Below are 18,003 nucleotides of genomic sequence, written 5' to 3'. Positions count from 1 at the left end.
CTCGACGAAGGAGAGGCGAAGCTGGGACCGCCGAATCGGCCCCGCGGTTCAGGCTTCGCGAGCGATGAGCGCCGAGAGGCCGGCGTGATAGGCGGCCAGGCTGTGCCGCCATCCGATGTCGATCGCACCACCGCTATCCACGGCTACCTCCGCGCCTACGTGCACATACGGCGCGGGCGGCACCAGCGGGACGATGTCGAGGAAATTCACCACGCGGTAACAGCATTCGATGGCGGCATCGAACGCGGCCTTGAAGTCGGGCACGCCGACGCGTGGGCCACCGAAGGTGGTCAGCCGCGGCTCGACGGTGTTCGGGGGCATCCCCTGAGCGACGTCCGGTGCGGCCAGCACGGCCAACGCGCCTCCGAGGCTGTGCCCGGTGATCAGGATCTGGCTGCAACCGCTGGTCGCTGCGGGCAGCTTGGCGGCAATGGAGGCACGGACGCAGCCGTAGATGTCCTGGAAGCCGGCGTGCACCTGGCCGAATCCCACCACCGGCGTGTAGGGGGCCGGGACGAAGTCGAAATCGGCGATCCAGTCGGCCACGTCGGCGCTGCCGCGAAACGCGATGAACGCGGTACCACTGGCAGTGTCGTGGCCCATCAGTCCAAAGATGTTGGTGTCCTTGGCCATCGCCGTCGCGGGATGCTGCGCGGGCAGCGCGGCCAGGTGAGCCCGGTCGGCCTTGATCAGGGCGGTCTGGTTGAAGCCGGGCGGCAGGGTAGGCGCTGCGCCGGACATCACGGTGTTGGCCGCCGACGCCAGCGGCAGCACCACGTCGCGGGCGTACGACGGGCTGAAGGCCACGTTGAACAGTGTAGAAGCCCCAGCCCTGCCAGAGTGGGTGCCGGCGGCAGGATTTAGACTCCTCACCAACGGCATTGAACCGGCAATCACCGGGGAGCCTTCGGAAGAACGGCCACACCGCCCAGCGGCAGGCTCAGTAGAACCGAACGGGACGGCCCGTCACAGCCTTACATCGAGCGGTCGCGCCCCGGCACGGGAGCGCGGCAAGCGGGGTGGTACCGCGGCGCTCGCGCAACCGCGCGGCGTCGTCCCCGGGCCGGGCCCTTGGGAGACAACACACCGTGAGCGAACGCAGCTATCCGAAGCCGGCCGCCGGCGCCCCCGACTTCCCGGCGGCTGAAGCCGCCGTCCTGGACTACTGGGCCGCCGACGACACCTTCCGAGCCAGCATCGCCAACCGCGACGGGGCGCAAGAATATGTGTTCTACGACGGGCCACCGTTCGCCAACGGCCTGCCGCACTATGGGCATCTGCTGACCGGCTACGTCAAGGACATCGTGCCCCGCTACCGCACCATGCGCGGCTACAAGGTGGAGCGCCGCTTCGGCTGGGACACCCACGGGCTCCCGGCCGAGCTGGAGGTGGAGCGCCAACTCGGTATCACCGACAAGTCCCAGATCGACGCCATGGGCATCGCCGCGTTCAACCAGGCCTGCCGGGAGTCGGTGCTGCGCTACACGTCCGAGTGGCAGGCCTACGTCACCCGCCAGGCGCGCTGGGTGGACTTCGACAACGACTACAAGACCCTCGACCTGCCGTTCATGGAGTCGGTGCTGTGGGCCTTCAAGCAGCTCTGGGACAAGGGCTTGGCCTACGAGGGCTACCGGGTGCTGCCGTACTGCTGGCGCGACGAGACCCCACTGTCCAACCACGAGCTGCGGATGGACGACGACGTCTATAAGAGCCGCCAGGACCCGGCGCTGACGGTCGGGTTCCGGATCGTCGGCGGGGGAACTGCCGGTGAACTCGAGGGTGCTCACCTGTTGGTGTGGACCACCACTCCGTGGACCTTGCCGTCGAACCAGGCGGTGGCGGTCAACCCGGATGTGACCTATGTGCTGGTGGCGGCAGGGGAGCGGCGCTACCTGCTGGCCGAGGCGCGGCTGGGTTCCTACGCACGCGAGCTCGGGTTGGGCGAGGGGGAACAGCCGCACGTGCTGAGCAGCTACCGCGGGTCGGACCTGCTCGGGGTGCGCTATGCGCCGCCGTTCCCGTATTTCTACGATCGCAGCGATCAGGGGCCTGGCTTCCGGGTGCTCGCCGCCGACTTCGTGTCCACCGAGGACGGCACCGGCATCGTGCACCTGGCGCCCGCCTACGGCGAGGACGACAAGAACACCACCGACCCGGCCGGCATCACCCCGGTCACTCCGGTGGACGCCAAGGGCCGCTTCGATGCCACCGTTGCCGACTACGCCGGTCAGCATGTCTTCGACGCCAACAAGGCGATCATCGCCGACCTCAAGAACGGCACCGGGCCGGCCGCGGCCAACGGCGCGGTGCTGGTCCGCCACGAGACCTACGAGCACCCGTACCCGCACTGCTGGCGCTGCCGCAACCCGCTGATCTACAAGGCGGTGTCGTCGTGGTTCGTCCGGGTCACGCAGTTCCGGGACCGGATGGTCGAACTCAACGAGCAGATCACCTGGTACCCCGAGCACATCAAGGATGGGATCTTCGGCAACTGGCTGCGCGGTGCCCGCGACTGGTCGATCTCTCGAAACCGCTACTGGGGCACGCCGATCCCGGTGTGGAAGTCCGACGACCCGGCCTACCCGCGGATCGACGTCTATGGCAGCCTCGATGAGCTGGAGCGCGACTTCGGGGTGCGACCGGACAACCTGCATCGCCCCTACATCGATGAACTGACCCGGCCCAACCCCGACGACCCGACCGGCCGCTCGACGATGCGGCGCATCCCTGACGTCCTCGACGTCTGGTTCGACTCCGGCTCGATGCCCTACGCCCAGGTGCACTACCCGTTCGAGAACTCCGAATGGTTCGACGGCGGTGCGGGGCAGACTGCCCACTACCCCGGTGACTTCATCGTCGAGTACATCGGTCAGACCCGCGGCTGGTTCTACATGATGCATGTCCTGGCTACCGCGCTTTTCGACCGTCCAGCCTTCAAAACCTGTGTGGCGCATGGCATCGTGCTGGGCAGCGACGGGCAGAAGATGAGCAAGTCGTTGCGCAACTACCCGGACGTGAGTGAGGTGTTCGACCGCGACGGCTCCGATGCCATGCGCTGGTTCCTGATGGCCTCACCGATCCTGCGCGGCGGAAATCTGATTGTCACCGAGGCGGGCATCCGTGAGGGTGTGCGACAGGTGATGCTGCCGCTGACCAACGCCTACACCTTCTTGACGCTGTATGCCCCGAAACCCGGTGTCTGGCGTACCGATTCGCAGCACGTCCTGGATCGCTACATCCTGGCCAAGCTGGCGTCGCTGCGCGACGACCTGACACAGGCCATGGATGTGTGCGACATCTCCGGTGCCTGCGAGCAATTGCGACTGTTCACCGAGGCGCTGACCAACTGGTACGTGCGTCGGTCCCGACAGCGATTCTGGGACGAGGATGCCGACGCGATCGACACCTTGCACACCGTGCTGGAGATCACCGCGCGGCTGGCCGCGCCGCTGCTGCCGCTGACCACCGAGGTGATCTGGCGCGGTGTCACCGGGGAACGCTCGGTGCACCTGACCGACTGGCCGCAGGCCGGCGATCTGCCCGCCGACGCGGCCCTGGTGGCGGCGATGGACCAGGTCCGCGAGGTCTGTTCGGCGGCGTCGTCGGTGCGCAAGGCGCACCAACTGCGGGTGCGGCTGCCACTGCCCAAACTCACTGTCGCAGTCGACGACCCGCAGCGGTTGGCACCGTTCACCGACCTGATCGCCGACGAGCTCAACGTCAAGTCCGTCGAGCTCACCGACGACATCGCGCACTATGGGCGCTTCGACCTGGCGGTCAACGCGAAGGTGGCCGGTCCCCGGCTGGGCAAAGACGTCCAGGCCGCGATCAAAGCGGTCAAGGCCGGCGAGGGCGTCGTCAACGCGGACGGCAGCCTGAGCGCGGGACCGGTGGTGCTGCTCGAGAGCGAGTACACGTCCAAACTGGTGGCCGCTGACCCCGAATACACCGTCGCGTTGCCCGACGGGGCCGGCCTGGTGGTGCTCGACAGCGCCGTGACACCCGAACTGGAAGCCGAGGGCTGGGCTAAGGACCGGATCCGGGAACTGCAGGAGTTGCGCAAAAGCAGCGGACTGGAGGTATCCGATCGGATCGTCGTGGTGATCTCGGTGCCCGAGCAGCGGCTGGAATGGGCACGCAATCATGCCGAGTTGATCGCCGGAGAAATCTTGGCGACCAGTTTCGAATTCGGTGACCCGATCGATGCCACCGAAATCGGCGACGGCGTGCGGGTGTCCATCGCCAAGATCTGAGAAGTGCGGCGCCGGAAAAGTCCGTCCGGCCAGGGCGGACTTTCTCGCGGCGAGATTCTTAAGGTCGCCGGTGCCGGCTACGCGGGCTCGGTGCGATGTCCCCGGCTCCGCCGGGTGGTGACATTTGTGCAGATCGAGATAGGAAAAATACCCCCGCCGCGGCCTCGCCATCCGCCTGCACGCGGCCGGTCACCGGGCAGTGTCCAGACCCGGACGGGGCACTGACTCCTTTCCGGCGACCATTGGTCCGCGATTAACCTCCAAGCCATACGAACAGTTGTTCGCGGTTGGTACTGGCCCACCCGAATTGCGCCGAATCCCGGGGCAAATCGTCGCATGAGGCGACTCGGGTGGGTCGGTTCGTTACTCGGCTTAGAGGGGCAGGGGATTCATGGATTTCGGGGCGCTGCCGCCGGAAGTCAATTCCGCGAGAATGTATACCGGGCCCGGGTCTGCCCCGTTGCTGGCCGCCGCGGCGAGCTGGTCGGCGTTGGCGGCCGAGCTGGACTACACGGCGACGTCGTTCGCCTCGGTGATCGCCGACCTGACCGGCTCGGCCTGGAAGGGGCCCTCGGCCGCCTCGATGACGGCAGCCGCGGCTCCGTACGCAGCGTGGTTGAAGGCCACCGCGGTGGGTGCCGAAGAAACCGCGCTGAAAGCCTCGGCCGCAGCCGGCGCCTACGAAGCAGCCTTCGCCGCCACGGTGCCTCCGCCGGTGATCGCCGCCAACCGCACCCTGCTGGCCACGCTGGTGGCGACCAACTTCCTGGGCCAGAACGCGCCGGCCATCGCCGCCACCGAGGCGCAGTACGGGGAGATGTGGGCGCAGGACGCGGCCGCGATGTACGGCTATGCGGGCTCGTCTGCAACCGCCAGTCAGCTCAGCGCGTTCAACACTCCACCGGAGACCACAAATGCCGGCGGGCAGGCCGGTCAGTCGGCGGCGGTCAACAACGCGGCGCAGTCCGCAGCGGCGTCTAGCGCAGAGTCGACTCTGTCGGACTTCCTCACCCAGATCCCGAATGCGCTGCAGGATCTGGTCACCAATCCGATGGGGCTGCCGACCCAGGTCTTCCAGGATTACCAGGCGGTCGTGAAGACGCTGTCGTCGGTGCTGAGCACCTTCAACGGTCCGTACGCATCGGGCATCGTCAACTCGGCCCGCAGCATCTACCAGATGTCGATCAGCATCCCGGCCGTGGCCAACTCCCTGGGGAACCTGACCAGCACGCTGAGCCCCAAGCCGATCGTCGGCGCACTGTCGCCGTTGCTGTCCAGTCCGCTGCTCACCGGTGCACAGGCCATCCCGGCGTCGGTGTCGAGTGCGGTGGGCCGGGCCGGACTGATCGGGTCACTGTCGGTGCCCGCGAGTTGGGCCAGCGCGGTTCCGACCGTCAAGACCGCCGCCGTGGCCCTGCAGGCCAGTGTGCTCGAGGCGGCTCCGGCTCTGGCCGCCAACGGCGAGGGCCTGCTGGCGGGCCAGATGGCACTGTCGAGTTTGGCCGGCCGGGCCATCGGTACTCCGATCCGTCAGGCCGCCGGAGCCGGCGCCACTCGGGCGATCAGTGCGATCAGCCACGTCACCAACACCCAGACGGGACCGGACATCGCCACCACCGCCACCGTCATCGTCATCCCCCCGATCGCGAAATAGCGGAAGTAGGTCGCGTTCATGGTTTTTTACAGCTTCGCAGCGCAGCCGCCGGAGATCATCTCCGGGCAGTTGTACTCGGGACCGGGTGCGGACCCACTTTTCGCCGCCGCGGCGGCCTGGACGGGACTGGGCGCCGAGTTGAGCGCCACTGCCTCGTCGTACCAGGCGGTATTGGCGAGTCTCAGCGGCGGGTGGCAGGGGCCGGCGGCGGCGGCGATGGCGGCCGCCGCAGCACCGTACGTGACCTGGCTACAGACCACGGCGGCGCAGGCCGAACAGACCGCAGCCCAGGCATCGGCTGCTGCCGCCGCCTATGAATCTGCCTTCGCGGGGATCGTGCCGCCGCCGGCGATCGCCGCCAACCGCAGCCAGCTGGCCTCGCTGGTGGCCACCAATATCCTTGGTCAGAACAGCACGGCGATCGCGGCGGTCGAAGCCGAATACGGTCGGATGTGGGCGCAGGACGTCAGCGCGATGGTCGGCTATGCCGGCGCTTCGACCGCGGCCACCGACCTCGCCGCGTTCACCGAGCCGCCGCAGACCACCAACGGCACGGCGGGAAGTGCCGAGTCCGACGGTCTGGTGACGCCGCACGACATCCTGCAGGACGTCCTCGCCGAGATCAACAAGATGACCTCGGGCTACACCAAGGGATGGCAGGACCTGATCGACGGCGTGACCGGGGGCCCGGAGGTGCGCTCCTACCTGGAGTCACACCTGGCTCTGCTGTCGGGCACCAGCAGCCAGACCGCATGGGTCAACACCGTTCACGCCTCGACCAACATGTCGATCACCCAGTTCCGCAGCGGTTACAAGGCGGTGCTACCGGTGATTCCCAAGTCGGCGCTCGGCGGGTTGCACAGCTCGGGAGTGGCTACCGGCGCCGGCCTGGCGAAGTCCGCCGGGGCCGCAGCGGGCAGTGCGATGCGGGTGGGAGCGCTGTCGGTGCCGCCGAACTGGGCCAGTGCCACTTCGGCGATCCAGTTGGCCTCCACATCGCTGCCCGAGTCGGCACTGAGTGCCGCACCCGCCGCGGGTTCGGTGCCGGGCATGCTCGCCCCGGCGGCCATGGGCAGCGCGGCCGGTGGTGCGCTGGGTGCACCGGCGGCCCGCACCCGCACAGTGGCGCCGGCGGCGCGTGTGGTGTCGACCAACATCGCCGACCGCGAGGCGCCGGTGCCACTCGATCAGGTGATCGCGCAATTGCAGCAGACGCCGGATGTGGTGCAGCATTGGAACGTCGATCAGGCCGGCCTCGACGAGCTCGTCGCCAAGCTGTCCCTGAAGCCGGGAATCCATGCGGTGCATGTCCTCGACGAGGCGGACAGTGCCCTCACCGGATCGCAGTCCGCACTCGGCTGACATAGCCCAGATGCCTTACGCTTCCGGTCGTCGCAGGAGGACCCCTATGAAACTGTTGCTGGCCCCGCTGGTCATCCTGGCCGGGCTTGCTCTGGCCGCACCCGGGCACGCCGAACCCGCTGAAGGAGAGGCGAAGACGGTCGACAGCGCCGAATTCATCGCATCACTGCAGCAGGTCGGGATCATCTTCGATGACACCGAACACGCCGTGGCCGCCGCCGAGGCGCTGTGTGGCCTGGCTGCCAACGGCGAGTCGGCGATGGAACTGCTCAACGACGTCACCGAGGCCAACCCCGATCTCACTGTCGCCGACGCGGCCAGGTTCGCCGCGATTGCGGCGAAGACGTACTGCCCTCACCAGCTCAAGAAGGGTGGCGGCGGGTCGAAGTGACCTTCAGTCAGGGTTTGACGGCCCGCCACCGCTGTTGACCGTTCGCAATCTCCATCTCTATGTCGTGGAACCCTGCGCTGTCGAGGCGGTCCGGCAAGGTGTCGGGGCTGACCGGGTTGTAGGTGTCGCGGTAGTGCATCAGCTGAAAAATCGTCGAGTGCACCCCATCGCTGCCAGCGAAGACGGCCCCGGGCCGCAGTACCCGAAACGCTTCGGCGAACAGCCGGTCCTGCAACTCCGGCGTCGGAACGTGGTGCAGCATGGTGAAACACACCACGGAACTGAACTCCTCGGACGGCAGCCCGGTATCGGTGCCGTCGCCGTTGATGATGCGGGCCCGCGAGCCGTATCTCGACTGGAGGCGCTCGGTCATCGGGGGGTCGATCTCGACGGCGGTCAGCCGGGGCGTCATGTCCACCAGACACCGCATGTTGGCGCCGTAGCCCGGCCCGATCTCCAGGGTGTTCTCGCCGAGGTCGACGTCTGCCAGGGCCCACGGTAGGAGCTCACGTTCGACGCTGCGTGCCCAGTACCGGGAGCTGCAACACAGCCGGTGTAGCAGATTCATCGCCATCGTTTCGACACTAGTCGGGTGCGGCCAGGCGTCGTAGCTCCCAATAGGCTGAACATCGTGGACGCCCGCTGGGTCCTGCACCTGGATATGGACGCGTTCTTCGCGTCCGTTGAGCAATTGACCCGCCCGACGCTGCGGGGACGACCGGTGCTGGTCGGCGGGCTCGGGGGCCGCGGTGTGGTGGCCGGCGCCAGCTATGAGGCGCGGGTGTTCGGCGCCCGCTCGGCGATGCCGATGCACCAGGCGCGCCGACTGGTGGGGGCGCCGGCCGTGGTGCTTCCGCCGCGCGGCGCGGTGTACGGCATGGCCAGCCGACGGGTGTTCGAGACCGTGCGCGCGGTGATCCCGGTGGTCGAGCAACTCTCCTTCGACGAGGCGTTCGGCGAACCGGCCGAGCTGGCGGGAGCCGACGATGCGGAGGTGCTCCGATTCTGCGAACGGTTGCGCGGGCGGGTGCTCGAGGAGACCGGCTTGGTGGCATCCGTCGGGGCGGGATCGGGGAAGCAGATCGCCAAGATCGCGTCCGATCTGGCAAAGCCCAACGGTGTGCGTGTCGTTGGCCGCTCCGAAGAACGGCTGCTGCTGGACGGACTTCCGGTGCGCCGCCTGTGGGGGATCGGTCCGGTCGCCGAGGAGAAGTTGCACCGATTAGGCATCGCCACGATCGGCCAGCTCGCCGCAATGACCGACAGCGAGGTCGCCGATATCCTGGGTGCCACTATTGGTCCTGCCCTGCACCGGTTGGCCCGGGGAATCGACGACCGGCGGGTCGCCGAACGCGCTGAGGCCAAACAGATCAGCGCCGAGTCGACCTTCGCCGTCGATCTGACCACTCTGGAACAGTTGCGGGCGCAGATCGGTCCGATCGGGGAGCACGCCCACCGCAGGCTGCTTCGCGATGGACGCGGCGCCCGCACCGTGACGGTGAAACTCAAGAAGGCCGACATGAGCGTGCTCACCCGCTCGGCCACCTTGCCCTATGCCACCACCGACGTCGCCGCACTGACGTCGGCGGCCGCACGGCTACTGCTCGATCCGCAGGAGATCGGGCCGATCCGGCTGCTCGGCGTGGGGTTCTCCGGGTTGACCGATGTTCGTCAGGAGTCGCTGTTCCCGGATCTGGAGCTTCCAGATATGGGCGCGACAGCACCGGAAATCCCTGCGCGAGAACCACCTTCCGCGATAGCGGCGACGTCATGGCGAGTCGGTGACGACGTCAGTCACCCGGATCTGGGCCACGGTTGGATTCAGGGGGCCGGGCACGGGGTGATGACGATTCGCTTCGAAACGCGCGGCTCGGGCCCCGGCCCGGTGCGTACGTTCCCCCATGACGAGCCAGGGATCAGCCGCGCCGACCCGGTGGCGAGCCTGGACTGGCCGGACTACATTGCCCGCCCGGAGGAACCCAGCTAGTTGGTCGGGGGAGGGCCTGCGCTACCGGATCGTGTCGCGTCGCGAAGTTCACGGTATTGGAGAAGTACACCCGGAGAAGCCGGTCGTCAGCCCCACCGGTCGATGACGTCGCCGACGGGCTGCCCGGCCGCGAGCGCCGCCATCAACAGGATCCGTGCCTGCGGCGGGCGCAGCAGCGGGACCATCACCGCGCCGGCTTGCACCAGGGCCCGGCCGGGGCCGTAATCCGCACCGATGCGCCCCTGCGGAACCCGGCTGGACACCACGATCTCGACGCCGGCCGCACAGTGCCGGCGCACCCCGTCGATCACCGCCGTGGTGGCGTTGCCCGACCCCAACGCGGACAACACCACCCCGCGCGCACCGGCGGCCACGCAGGCGTCCAATGCGACGGTGTCGGTACCCGCGTACAGCGCCACCACATCCACCCGCGGCACCGTGGCCGGTGCACCGAGGTAGGGCCGAGTCTTGTCGCCGGACAGTGTGACGTGACCGTCGGTGACGCTGCCCAGCAGCGGACCGGTGAAACCGGTCAGCCCGGTGATGGTCGTCTTCTGCAGGCCCAGCGGGGCCAGTACCCGGCCGGCGAAGCACATCAGCACCCCCAGCCCCCGGGCCGCCGGATCGGCGGCCACCGCCAGGGCGTCGCGCAGGTTGCCCGGCCCGTCGGCGTCGGGCGCGTCCGCACCGCGCTGAGCCCCGGTCAGCACGACCGGCGCATCCCCGCGATAGCCGAGTTCCAGCCAGAGCGCACCCTCTTCGCAGGTGTCGGTGCCGTGGGTGACCACAACGCCGTCGGCGCCGCCGTCCACCGCGGCGTTGACCGCGGCGAGAAGCTGCGACCAGTCGGCCGGGCCCAGCTCCGAGCTGTCTCGCGCCATCAGATCCACCACGGTGACATCGGCGGCGCCGGTGTCCGCGAGCAGGTCCGAGCCGCTGCGGGCGGGCCGCAGCGCCCCGTCGCCTCCGGTGCTGCAGGAGATGGTGCCCCCGGTGGTGATGACGGTGAGACGCTTGGACAGCATGCCGCGATCATGCCGCACCCGGGTTAAGGGATGATGGAGAGCGTGACTGACGAGACAACCGACTCCACCGCGACGGAGGTGGACCCGGTCGCGGCAGCTGAGACGGAATCCGCTGCCCCGCCCCGCCGGCTGGGGCTGCTGCTGTCCGTGGCCGCGGTGGTGCTGCTGGCCGACGTCGTCACCAAGGTGCTCGCGGTGAAGATGCTGACCCCCGGCCAGCCGGTGTCGATCATCGGCGACACCGTCACCTGGACGCTGGTCCGCAACTCCGGCGCCGCGTTCTCGATGGCCACCAGCTACACCTGGGTGTTGACACTGATCGCCAGCTCAGTGGTGCTTGGCATCATCTGGATGTCGCGCCGCCTGGTGTCGCCGTGGTGGGCGATCGGGCTGGGGATGATCCTCGGCGGCGCGTTGGGCAACCTGGTGGACCGGTTCTTCCGGGCGCCCGGGCATCTGCAGGGCCACGTGGTCGACTTCCTGTCGATCGGCTGGTGGCCGGTGTTCAATGTCGCCGACCCCGCCGTGGTGGGCGGTGCGATCCTGCTGGTGGCGCTGTCGGTGTTCGGCTTCGACTTCGACGCGGGGGGTCGCCGCCGTGCCGGCGACGATGCTGCGCAGCCGCGTCCAGTGGGTGCTGCCGACGACGACGACGGCGACGGCGACGGCGAGCAACCCTGATGCGGCTGTGACCGAACGATCCATGCCGGTCCCCGAGGGGCTGGCCGGCATGCGCGTGGACGCCGGGCTGGCCCGCCTGCTGGGCCTGTCGCGCAACGTGGTGGCCACCCTGGCCGAGAACGGCGATGTGGAACTGGACGGCGCAGCCGCCGGCAAGTCCGACCGGCTCGTCTCCGGGGCGTGGTTACAGGTGCGACTGCCCGAAGCGCCGCCACCGCTGGAGAACACCCCGGCCGAGGTCGAGGGCATGACGATCCTGTACTCCGATGCCGACATCGTCGCCGTGGACAAGCCCGCCGGGGTGGCCGCGCACGCCTCCGTGGGCTGGAGCGGGCCGACCGTGCTCGGGGGCTTGGCGGCGGCCGGCTACCGGATCACCACGTCGGGCGTCCCCGAGCGCCAGGGCATCGTGCACCGGCTCGATGTCGGGACTTCGGGGGTGATGGTGGTGGCGATCTCCGAACGCGCCTACACCGCGCTCAAACGCGCGTTCAAGGCGCGCACCGTGGAAAAGCGCTATCACGCCCTGGTGCAGGGCCATCCGGATCCGTCCAGCGGCACCATCGACGCGCCGATCGGGCGGCATCACGGACCGGACTGGAAGTTCACCGTGACCGCCGACGGGCGGCACAGCATCACCCACTACGACACCGTGGAGGCGTTCGTCGCCGCGAGCCTGCTCGACGTGCACCTGGAAACCGGCCGTACCCACCAAATCCGGGTGCACTTCTCGGCCCTGCGGCATCCCTGCTGCGGCGACCTCACCTACGGCGCCGACCCCACGCTGGCGCGCAAGCTCGGGCTGGAACGGCAGTGGCTGCACGCGCGCGCTCTGGCATTCGCGCATCCCGGCGACGGGCGGCGCATCGAGATCACCAGCGAATACCCGGCCGATCTGCAGCACGCTTTGGAGGTGTTGCGGCGCTGAGTCAGCGCTCCGGCTTTTTGGCGTCGATCAGCACGCGGGTAGCGTGCGCGACGAACGGGCCGTCGGTTGCGATCCGGTCGTGCAACGCACGCAGTCGGTCCAGGTAGCCTTCGGCGGTGAAGCCCGGCACGATCCAGATCACCTTGCGCAGGAAGTAGATCACCGACCCGACGTCGAAGAACTCGACTCGCAGCCGCTCCATGCGGGCGTCCACCGGCTGCAGGCCGGCGGCCTGCGCCTCGGCGACCTGGCCCGCCACGTCCAACGCGGCATGCCGGGCCGCGGGCGGCGCGTCGAAGTAGTCGGCCAGCTCACCGACCGTGCCCGGCCCGATGTGCTGGGCCAGATAGCTGCCGCCCGGCTTGAGCACCCGGGCGATCTCCGACCACCACACCACGATGGGGTGCCGACTGGTGACCAGGTCGAACGCTTCATCGGCGAACGGCAGCGGCGGGTGATCCGGTGTGGCTATCACCACGACGCCCCGCTGATGCAGCAACTGGGTGGCGCGCGCCGCGTTGGGCGGCCACGACTCGGTGGCGGCCATGGCCGGCGGGAACACCTCGGCGCCGGCCAGCACTTCGCCGCCGCCGGTCTGCAGGTCCAGACCGGCCGAGGCGGCCGCGAGACGCTGACTCATGAGGCGCTGATAGCCCCAGGAGGGGCGCTGCTCGGTGGCGCGGCCGTCAAGCCAGGAGAAGTCCCAGCCGTCGACGGGTGCGGCGGCGGCCTCGGCCACCAAATCGTCGAAGCTACGTGACATCGAGGTCGTTAGCTCGATTCGTCAGCCGGCTTGGATGACTTCGGCGGGCGGATCTTGAAGGAGATGCGCAGTTTGGTGCGGTAGATGATCCCGCCTTTGTCGTCGAGGGTGAGGTCCTGCTCGACGACCTGGGCGACGCGGATGTCGTCGATGGTCTGCTTGGCCCGGTGCACCGCTTCGGCCGCGGCGTTCTCCCAGGATGACGGACTGGTCCCGATGATGTCGATCACCCGGTACACGCTCATGTATGACTCTCCTCCGCTTCAGCCGAACCTCAACGTAGTGCACGGCGGCGGCCGCTGTCCCGGGAAATGACCGCCGAAGAGACACGGGCGACGACACGCCCGAGAAGCGTCGGTGCTGCGCCATAGACTGGCGGTCCTATGGACAGTTCATCGTCGCGGTCCTTCGTGCACCTGCATAACCACACCGAGTACTCGATGCTCGACGGCGCGGCGAAGATCGCCCCGATGCTGGCTGAGGCGCAGCGCTTGGGGATGCCCGCGATCGGGATGACCGACCACGGAAACATGTTCGGCGCCAGCGAGTTCTACAACGCGGCGACCAAGGCCGGCATCAAGCCGATCATCGGGGTGGAGGCCTATATCGCCCCGGGTTCGCGGTTCGACACCCGCCGGGTCCACTGGGGCGACCCGAGCCAGAAGAGCGACGACGTCTCCGGCAGCGGCTCCTACACCCACCTGACCATGGTGGCCGAAAACGCCACCGGGTTGCGCAACCTGTTCAAGCTGTCATCGCTGGCCTCCTTCGAGGGCCAGCTCGGCAAGTGGTCGCGGATGGACGCCGAGATCATCGCCGAGCACGCCGAGGGCATCATCGCCACCACCGGGTGCCCCTCGGGGGAGGTACAGACCCGGCTGCGGCTGGGTCATGAGCGCGAGGCGCTGGAGTCGGCCGCCAAATGGCGGGAGATCTTCGGCCCGGAGAACTACTTCCTGGAGGTGATGGACCACGGGCTGGCCATCGAGCGCCGGGTCCGCGACGGACTGTTGGACGTCGGGCGCAAGCTCGGCATCCCGACGCTGGCCACCAACGACTGCCACTACGTCACCCGCGACGCCTCCTCGAACCACGAGGCGCTGCTGTGTGTGCAGACCGGCAAGACGCTGTCGGATCCCACCCGGTTCAAGTTCGACGGCGACGGCTACTACCTGAAGTCGGCCGCCGAGATGCGCGCGCTCTGGGACGACCAGCTGCCCGAGGCCTGCGATTCCACCCTGTTGATCGCCGAGCGGGTGCAGTCCTATGCCGACGTGTGGGCCCCGCGCGACCGGATGCCGGTGTTTCCCGTCCCCGAGGGCCACGACCAGGGCTCCTGGCTGCGCCACGAGGTGCAGGCCGGGCTGGAGCGGCGCTTTCCGGCCGGCGTGCCGAGCGAGTACACCGACCGCGCCTCCTACGAGATCGATGTCATCTGCGGCAAGGGATTTCCGTCGTACTTCCTGATCGTCGCGGACCTGATCAACTACGCCCGCTCGATCAACATCCGGGTGGGCCCGGGCCGCGGGTCGGCTGCCGGATCGCTGGTGGCCTACGCGCTGGGCATCACCAACATCGACCCGATCCCGCACGGTCTGCTGTTCGAGCGCTTCCTCAACCCGGAACGGCCGTCGGCACCCGATATCGACATCGACTTCGATGACCGTCGCCGCGGCGAGATGGTCCGCTACGCCGCCGAGCGGTGGGGCAGTGACCGGGTAGCCCAGGTGATCACCTTCGGCACCATTAAAACCAAAGCGGCGCTGAAGGATTCAGCTCGCGTGAACTATGGCCAGCCCGGCTATGCCATCGCCGACCGCATCACCAAGGCGTTGCCGCCGCCGATCATGGCCAAGGACATCCCGCTGTCGGGCATCACCGACCCCAACCACGAGCGGTACAAGGAGGCCGCCGAGGTTCGCGCGTTGATCGACACCGACCCCGATGTACGCACCATCTACGAAACCGCGCGCGGACTGGAGGGCCTGGTCCGCAACGCCGGCGTGCACGCCTGCGCGGTGATCATGAGCTCTGAGCCGCTGATCGACGCGATCCCGTTGTGGAAGCGCCCGCAGGACGGCGCCATCATCACCGGCTGGGACTACCCGTCGTGTGAAGAAATCGGCCTGCTGAAGATGGACTTCCTGGGCCTGCGCAACCTGACGATCATCGGCGACTGCCTGGAGAACATCAAAGCCAACCGGGGCATCGACCTGGATCTGGACACGCTGCCCTTCGATGACCCGGCCACCTACGAACTGCTGGGCCGCGGCGACACCCTGGGCGTGTTCCAGCTCGACGGCGGCCCCATGCGCGACCTGCTGCGCCGCATGCAGCCCACCGAGTTCAACGACATCGTCGCAGTGCTGGCGCTGTATCGGCCCGGTCCGATGGGCATGAACGCCCACAACGACTACGCCGACCGCAAGAACGAGCGACAGGCCATCAAACCGATCCATCCCGAACTCGAAGAGCCGCTGCGCGACATCCTCTCGGAGACCTACGGACTGATCGTCTACCAAGAGCAGATCATGTTCATCGCCCAGAAGGTGGCCTCCTACACCATGGGCAAGGCCGACGCGCTGCGTAAGGCCATGGGCAAGAAGAAACTTGAAGTGCTCGAAGCCGAATACAAGGGCTTCTATGAGGGGATGACGGCCAACGGGTTCTCCGAAAAGGCCGTGAAAGCGTTGTGGGACACCATCTTGCCGTTCGCCGGCTATGCGTTCAACAAGTCGCACGCGGCCGGCTACGGTCTGGTGTCGTACTGGACGGCTTACCTCAAGGCCAATTACCCGGCCGAATACATGGCCGGGCTGTTGACGTCGGTCGGTGACGACAAAGACAAGGCCGCGGTCTATCTGGCCGACTGCCGCCGGCTGGGGATCACCGTGCTGCCGCCGGACGTCAACGAATCCGGGCTGAACTTCGCTTCGGTGGGCGAGGACATCCGCTACGGGCTGGGTGCGGTACGCAACGTCGGCGCCAATGTCGTCGGCTCGCTGATCAACACCCGGACGCACAAGGGCCGTTTCACCGACTTCTCCGACTACCTCAACAAGATCGATATCGCCGCCTGCAACAAGAAGGTCACCGAGTCTCTGATCAAGGCGGGTGCCTTCGACTCGCTGGGACATCCGCGCAAGGGGCTGTTCCTGGTACACACCGACGCGGTCGACTCGGTGTTGGGCACCAAGAAGGCCGAGGCGGTGGGGCAGTTCGACCTGTTCGGCGGGGGAGACGGCGAAAGCGCCGCAACCGATGCCGTATTCGGCATCAAGGTGCCCGACGAGGAGTGGGCCGACAAGCACAAGCTGGCCCTGGAACGAGAGATGCTCGGTCTCTATGTGTCCGGGCACCCGCTCAACGGCATTGCACACCTGCTGGCCGCCCAGGTCGACACCCAGATCCCAGCGATCCTGGAAGGTGACGTCGCCGCCGACACCCAGGTAAAGGTCGGCGGCATCCTGGCCTCGGTGAACCGCCGGGTCAACAAGAACGGACTGCCCTGGGCCTCGGCGCAATTGGAGGATCTCACCGGCGGCATCGAGGTGATGTTCTTTCCACAGACCTACTCCGCCTATGGTGCCGACGTCGCCGACGACGCCGTGGTGCTGGTCAGTGCCAAGGTCAACATCCGCGACGACCGGATCTCGTTGATCGCCAACGAACTGGTGGTGCCGGATTTCTCCGCCAATGCCCCGGATCGTCCGCTGGCGGTGAGCCTTCCTACCCGCCAATGCACCATGGACAAAGTCAGTGCGCTCAAGCAGGTGCTGACCCGTCATCCCGGTACCGCACAGGTGCAGCTGCGGCTGATCAGCGGGGAGCGCATCACCGTCCTGGAGCTGGACCCCTCGCTGCGGGTGACGCCGTCCTCGGCGCTGATGGGGGACTTGAAGGCCTTGCTCGGCCCCGGCTGTTTGGGCGGGTAACCGACGGCGGCGCTGTCCGGCCAGGAGTGCGGTCTAGCGCGCGAACGGGTCAACCCGAACGATCGCGCTGTCGGGCCACAGGGTACGAGTTCGGATGCGCCGCAACTTATCCCGCAGTGGCAGATCCCGGTGCACGTTGGTCACGCCGGGTACCGGGACCATCGGCACGATGTTCCACTGCCAGCCGTAGCGCCGGTGCAGGCTGCGGTTGGCGGCTTCGGCCTCCTCGCCGGAGAGCACGGTCGCCTTTCCGAGTAGCGCGGTCGCGTCGCGTCGGCGCCGGCCGTGGTGGTCGCAGGCGGTCAACTCCACCTCCGGGCGCGCGGTCAGTCTTCGCGTCTTGGGACCGATCTTGGTCCGGAACAACACGGTGCCGTCATCGAGCGCGAACCATATCGGGGTGTCCACGGGCGTGCCGTCGCGGCGAAAGGTGCGCAGCAGCGCGTAGCGGGTGTGGCGTAGCTCGTCGGTTGATTGCGGGTGCATACCACCAGGGAACAACTTAAAGTTGACTTCAAGTCAAGTCCCCGGAGGTGTGGGTGCCCGATCCGTTGACCATCGGCGAGGTGGCGAACCGCAGCGGCGTCGCTGCCAGCACCTTGCGCTACTACGAGCGGATCGGCTTGCTGGCTGCCCCATATCGGGTCGGGGGTCAACGCCGCTATGACGCTGCGGCGCTGGCCCGGCTCGACGTGATCGGACTGTGCAAGGCTGCGGGGTTCACGCTCGAGGAGATTCAGCTGCTCTTCGCCGACGACGCACCCGGGCGTCCGGCGAGCACGGCGCTGGCCCGGGCGAAACTTGCCGAGATCGACGCTCGGCTGGAGTCGCTGCGGCGGGCCCGTGCAGTCATCGAGTGGGGAATGCGGTGTACTTGTCCGTCCATCGATGCGTGCACCTGTGGAATTCATCCGCCGAAAGTCTGAATCTCAACGTAACGGTGAGATCTGTTTCCTATAACAACATCGCATAACTGGTGTAACGTCTGAAACTCCTCGCACAACATGTGCGGCCTCGGGGGGAG

General features: G+C 67.8%; 15 protein-coding genes. 9 read left to right on the top strand and 6 right to left on the bottom strand.

Annotated features, from left to right (window positions below; translation table 11 throughout):
* Positions 1-48: 48 nt before the first annotated feature.
* The gene (locus N416_RS0116195) at positions 49-807 is read right to left on the bottom strand and encodes a lipase family protein (protein WP_024443150.1); all 759 of its coding nucleotides are present in this window, start codon (positions 805-807) and stop codon (positions 49-51) included.
* A 281-nt stretch (positions 808-1,088) separates the two neighbouring features.
* Between N416_RS0116195 and ileS the strand changes: the two genes are divergently transcribed.
* The 4 genes from ileS to N416_RS0116175 all read left to right on the top strand — a co-directional run bounded on the left by ileS (position 1,089) and on the right by N416_RS0116175 (position 7,660).
* Complete coding sequence (gene ileS, locus N416_RS0116190) at positions 1,089-4,253, top strand: isoleucine--tRNA ligase (protein WP_024443149.1); 3,165 nt, start codon at positions 1,089-1,091, stop codon at positions 4,251-4,253.
* A 391-nt stretch (positions 4,254-4,644) separates the two neighbouring features.
* Positions 4,645-5,907 (top strand): PPE family protein, encoded by a 1,263-nt coding sequence (locus N416_RS0116185; RefSeq protein ID WP_024443148.1) that lies wholly within the window; start codon positions 4,645-4,647, stop codon positions 5,905-5,907.
* A gap of 18 nt (positions 5,908-5,925) precedes the next feature.
* Positions 5,926-7,269, top strand: coding sequence for a PPE family protein (locus tag N416_RS0116180; RefSeq protein ID WP_024443147.1), 1,344 nt, complete (start codon positions 5,926-5,928; stop codon positions 7,267-7,269).
* 46 nt (positions 7,270-7,315) lie between these two features.
* Positions 7,316-7,660, top strand: coding sequence for a DUF732 domain-containing protein (locus N416_RS0116175; protein WP_024443146.1), 345 nt, complete (start codon positions 7,316-7,318; stop codon positions 7,658-7,660).
* Between the two features lie 7 nt (positions 7,661-7,667).
* On the opposite strand, the gene N416_RS0116170 is transcribed toward N416_RS0116175, so the two are convergent.
* Positions 7,668-8,234, bottom strand: a complete 567-nt coding sequence (locus N416_RS0116170) for a class I SAM-dependent methyltransferase (RefSeq protein WP_024443145.1) — start codon at positions 8,232-8,234, stop codon at positions 7,668-7,670.
* 87 nt (positions 8,235-8,321) lie between these two features.
* On the opposite strand from N416_RS0116170, the gene N416_RS0116165 reads away from it, so the two are divergent.
* Positions 8,322-9,647, top strand: coding sequence for a DNA polymerase IV (locus N416_RS0116165; RefSeq protein ID WP_231384330.1), 1,326 nt, complete (start codon positions 8,322-8,324; stop codon positions 9,645-9,647).
* An 86-nt stretch (positions 9,648-9,733) separates the two neighbouring features.
* Here N416_RS0116165 and N416_RS0116160 read toward each other — a convergent pair whose 3' ends face one another.
* Complete coding sequence (locus N416_RS0116160; RefSeq protein WP_081654605.1) at positions 9,734-10,672, bottom strand: asparaginase; 939 nt, start codon at positions 10,670-10,672, stop codon at positions 9,734-9,736.
* A 33-nt stretch (positions 10,673-10,705) separates the two neighbouring features.
* On the opposite strand from N416_RS0116160, the gene lspA reads away from it, so the two are divergent.
* Both lspA and N416_RS0116150 read left to right on the top strand, forming a co-directional pair.
* On the top strand, positions 10,706-11,353 hold the full coding sequence (gene lspA / locus N416_RS0116155) for a signal peptidase II (protein ID WP_231384329.1): 648 nt from the start codon (positions 10,706-10,708) through the stop codon (positions 11,351-11,353).
* Positions 11,354-11,360: 7 nt separating this feature from the next.
* On the top strand, positions 11,361-12,281 hold the full coding sequence (locus N416_RS0116150; protein WP_024443141.1) for an RluA family pseudouridine synthase: 921 nt from the start codon (positions 11,361-11,363) through the stop codon (positions 12,279-12,281).
* A gap of 1 nt (position 12,282) precedes the next feature.
* On the opposite strand, the gene N416_RS0116145 is transcribed toward N416_RS0116150, so the two are convergent.
* Positions 12,283-13,044 (bottom strand): class I SAM-dependent methyltransferase, encoded by a 762-nt coding sequence (locus N416_RS0116145; protein ID WP_024443140.1) that lies wholly within the window; start codon positions 13,042-13,044, stop codon positions 12,283-12,285.
* Positions 13,045-13,052: 8 nt separating this feature from the next.
* Positions 13,053-13,289 (bottom strand): dodecin family protein, encoded by a 237-nt coding sequence (locus tag N416_RS0116140; RefSeq protein ID WP_024443139.1) that lies wholly within the window; start codon positions 13,287-13,289, stop codon positions 13,053-13,055.
* Between the two features lie 138 nt (positions 13,290-13,427).
* Between N416_RS0116140 and dnaE the strand changes: the two genes are divergently transcribed.
* Positions 13,428-16,979 (top strand): DNA polymerase III subunit alpha, encoded by a 3,552-nt coding sequence (gene dnaE, locus N416_RS0116135; RefSeq protein ID WP_024443138.1) that lies wholly within the window; start codon positions 13,428-13,430, stop codon positions 16,977-16,979.
* A gap of 33 nt (positions 16,980-17,012) precedes the next feature.
* On the opposite strand, the gene N416_RS0116130 is transcribed toward dnaE, so the two are convergent.
* Entirely contained in the window at positions 17,013-17,465 is a 453-nt protein-coding gene (locus N416_RS0116130) for a PPOX class F420-dependent oxidoreductase (RefSeq protein ID WP_024443137.1), read from the bottom strand.
* A gap of 53 nt (positions 17,466-17,518) precedes the next feature.
* Between N416_RS0116130 and N416_RS0116125 the strand changes: the two genes are divergently transcribed.
* Entirely contained in the window at positions 17,519-17,905 is a 387-nt protein-coding gene (locus tag N416_RS0116125) for a MerR family transcriptional regulator (RefSeq protein ID WP_036458269.1), read from the top strand.
* Positions 17,906-18,003: the final 98 nt, after the last annotated feature.

Origin of the sequence: Mycobacterium sp. UM_WGJ (assembly GCF_000455125.1) — a bacterium.
GTDB lineage: Bacteria > Actinomycetota > Actinomycetes > Mycobacteriales > Mycobacteriaceae > Mycobacterium.
Note: the sequence above shows the minus strand (reverse complement) of the source record. Positions and strands in the feature narration are given on the sequence as shown.

Bases quoted from the DNA above. Each gene is read 5' to 3' on its own strand.
- N416_RS0116145 (WP_024443140.1), bottom strand. From the start codon at position 13,044: ATGTCACGTAGCTTCGACGATTTGGTGGCCGAGGCCGCCGCCGCACCC.
- N416_RS0116175 (WP_024443146.1), top strand. From the start codon at position 7,316: ATGAAACTGTTGCTGGCCCCGCTGGTCATCCTGGCCGGGCTTGCTCTG.
- N416_RS0116130 (WP_024443137.1), bottom strand. From the start codon at position 17,465: ATGCACCCGCAATCAACCGACGAGCTACGCCACACCCGCTACGCGCTG.
- N416_RS0116180 (WP_024443147.1), top strand. From the start codon at position 5,926: ATGGTTTTTTACAGCTTCGCAGCGCAGCCGCCGGAGATCATCTCCGGG.
- N416_RS0116160 (WP_081654605.1), bottom strand. From the start codon at position 10,672: ATGCTGTCCAAGCGTCTCACCGTCATCACCACCGGGGGCACCATCTCC.
- N416_RS0116185 (WP_024443148.1), top strand. From the start codon at position 4,645: ATGGATTTCGGGGCGCTGCCGCCGGAAGTCAATTCCGCGAGAATGTAT.
- N416_RS0116170 (WP_024443145.1), bottom strand. From the start codon at position 8,234: ATGGCGATGAATCTGCTACACCGGCTGTGTTGCAGCTCCCGGTACTGG.
- N416_RS0116165 (WP_231384330.1), top strand. From the start codon at position 8,322: ATGGACGCGTTCTTCGCGTCCGTTGAGCAATTGACCCGCCCGACGCTG.
- dnaE (WP_024443138.1), top strand. From the start codon at position 13,428: ATGGACAGTTCATCGTCGCGGTCCTTCGTGCACCTGCATAACCACACC.
- N416_RS0116140 (WP_024443139.1), bottom strand. From the start codon at position 13,289: ATGAGCGTGTACCGGGTGATCGACATCATCGGGACCAGTCCGTCATCC.
- lspA (WP_231384329.1), top strand. From the start codon at position 10,706: ATGGAGAGCGTGACTGACGAGACAACCGACTCCACCGCGACGGAGGTG.